The organism is Coprococcus sp. AF99-45 (genome assembly GCF_027663865.1).
Lineage (GTDB): Bacteria > Bacillota > Clostridia > Lachnospirales > Lachnospiraceae > Allocoprococcus > Allocoprococcus comes.
Genome location: NZ_JAQDGZ010000048.1, coordinates 1 through 2440, shown reverse-complemented (window position 1 = coordinate 2440; position 2440 = coordinate 1). Strand labels below are relative to the sequence as shown.

The window sequence follows — 2440 nt, the reverse complement described above, 5'->3', positions numbered from 1 at the left end:
CATGTACTTTGAAAACTGCATACAAAAATAAATCAATTCTCAAATAGAGAAAGACATCCGAGGTGATCATCACCGCAAGGTAATGATTAACTTACATCTTCGAGAAAACGAAGTAAAAAAACGACCTGAAATACCAACGCATGCAACGCTATGCATGTGTAACCGGATCCCATTCCCGTGGGAGAAGGGAGTTGGTTATGCTAGAAAGAGCGCAGGGTGGATGCCTTGGCACTAAGAGCCGATGAAAGACGTGATAAGCTGCGAAAAGCTTCGGGGAGGAGCAAATATCCGATGATCCGGAGATATCTGAATGGGGAAACCCGGCTGGACAGACTCCAGTCATCCATACGCCAATCCATAACGTATGGAAGGGAACCCGGTGAACTGAAACATCTAAGTAGCCGGAGGAAGAGAAAACAACAAGTGATTCTGTGAGTAGCGGCGAGCGAAAACGGAAGAGCCCAAACCGGAATGCGTGCATTCCGGGGTTCGGACCGCGTAATTGATCTGATAAGTTTAGCAGAATGGTTTTGGGAAAGCCAGCCAGAGAGGGTGAAAGCCCCGTAAGCGAAAGACGAGTCAGCAAGGCGGGATCCAGAGTACCACGAGACACGAGAAACCTTGTGGGAATGAGCGGGGACCACCCCGTAAGGCTAAATACTCCTTAGTGACCGATAGCGCATAGTACTGTGAAGGAAAGGTGAAAAGGACCCCGGGAGGGGAGTGAAAGAGAACCTGAAACCCTGTGTTTACAAGCTGTGGAACATCTTTATATGATGAACCGCGTACTTTTTGTAGAACGGTCCGGCGAGTTACGCCATCTGGCGAGGTTAAGTTCTTAAGGAATGGAGCCGAAGTGAAAACAAGTCTTAATAGGGCGTTAAGTCAGATGGAGTAGACCCGAAACCGGGTGATCTATCCATGTCCAGGATGAAGTTGCCGTAAAAGGCAATGGAGGTCCGAACCCACATCCGTTGAAAAGGGTGGGGATGAGGTGTGGATAGGGGAGAAATTCCAATCGAACCCGGAGATAGCTGGTTCTCCTCGAAATAGCTTTAGGGCTAGCCTCATGAGAGTCTTTTGGAGGTAGAGCACTGAATTCCCGCGGGGGCGTCAAAGCTTACCAAAGGATATCAAACTCCGAATGCCAGTAAGATGATTCATGGGAGTCAGACTACACGAGATAAGTTGGGTAGTCAAAAGGGAAAGAGCCCAGACCTGCAGCTAAGGTCCCAAAATGTGTGTTAAGTGGAAAAGGATGTGGGATTTCAAAGACAACCAGGATGTTGGCTTAGAAGCAGCCATACATTAAAAGAGTGCGTAATAGCTCACTGGTCGAGAGGTCCTGCGCCGAAAATGTCCGGGGCTGAAACACACTACCGAAGCTCAGGAATTAACGTAGTTAATTGGTAGAGGAGCATTCTTAAAGGGAAGAAGCAGTACCGGAAGGAGCTGTGGACTTTTAAGAAGAGAGAATGCCGGACTGAGTAGCGAGAGGAAGGTGAGACTCCTTCCGGCCGAATACCCAAGGCTCCCAGAGTAAAGCTGATCTGCTCTGCGTAAGTCGGGGCCTAAGGTGAGGTCGAAAGACGTAGCCGATGGACAACAGGTTGAAATTCCTGTACTGCAGTATAACAGAACTGTGGGGACGCAGAGGGAGAGCACTAGCGGGAATGGAATCCCGCGGCAAGCGAGGTAGGAGTCGCGCTGGCAAATCCGCGTGACAATCCGAAGACGTGATGCATACCGAACTGAAGTAGGGAAATGTGTGAGCCAGCTGCCAAGAAAAGCCGCTATTGTTTGTACTGTACCCGTACCGTAAACCGACACAGGTAGGTGAGGAGAGAATCCTAAGGCCGACGGGAGAAGCATTGTTAAGGAACTCGGCAAAATGACTCCGTAACTTCGGGAGAAGGAGTGCCAGTGAGAGCTGGCCGCAGAGAATTGGCCCAAGCAACTGTTTAGCAAAAACACAGGTCTATGCAAAACCGTAAGGTGAAGTATATGGGCTGACGCCTGCCCGGTGCTGGAAGGTTAAGGGGAGAGGTTAGCGCAAGCGAAGCTTTGAACTTAAGCCCCAGTAAACGGCGGCCGTAACTATAACGGTCCTAAGGTAGCGAAATTCCTTGTCGGGTAAGTTCCGACCCGCACGAAAGGCGTAATGATTTGGGCACTGTCTCAACAATGCACCCGGTGAAATTGAAATACCAGTGAAGATGCTGGTTACCTGCGCCAGGACGGAAAGACCCCATGGAGCTTTACTCCAGCTTGATACTGGGATTCGATATTGTATGTACAGGATAGGTGGGAGGCGAAGAAGCATTGACGCCAGTTGATGCGGAGCCGCTGTTGGGATACCACCCTTGCAGTATTGGATTTCTAACCAGCAGCCGTGACCCGGCTGGGGGACAATGTCAGGTGGGGAGTTTGACTGGGGCGG

The 2440-nt window shown here is 50.2% G+C and carries 1 rRNA gene; it reads left to right on the top strand.

Annotation, left to right across the window (positions count from 1 at the left end):
• Positions 1–193 precede the first annotated feature (193 nt).
• Positions 194–2440, top strand: a 23S ribosomal RNA gene (locus PGR14_RS15875); the annotation flags it as partial.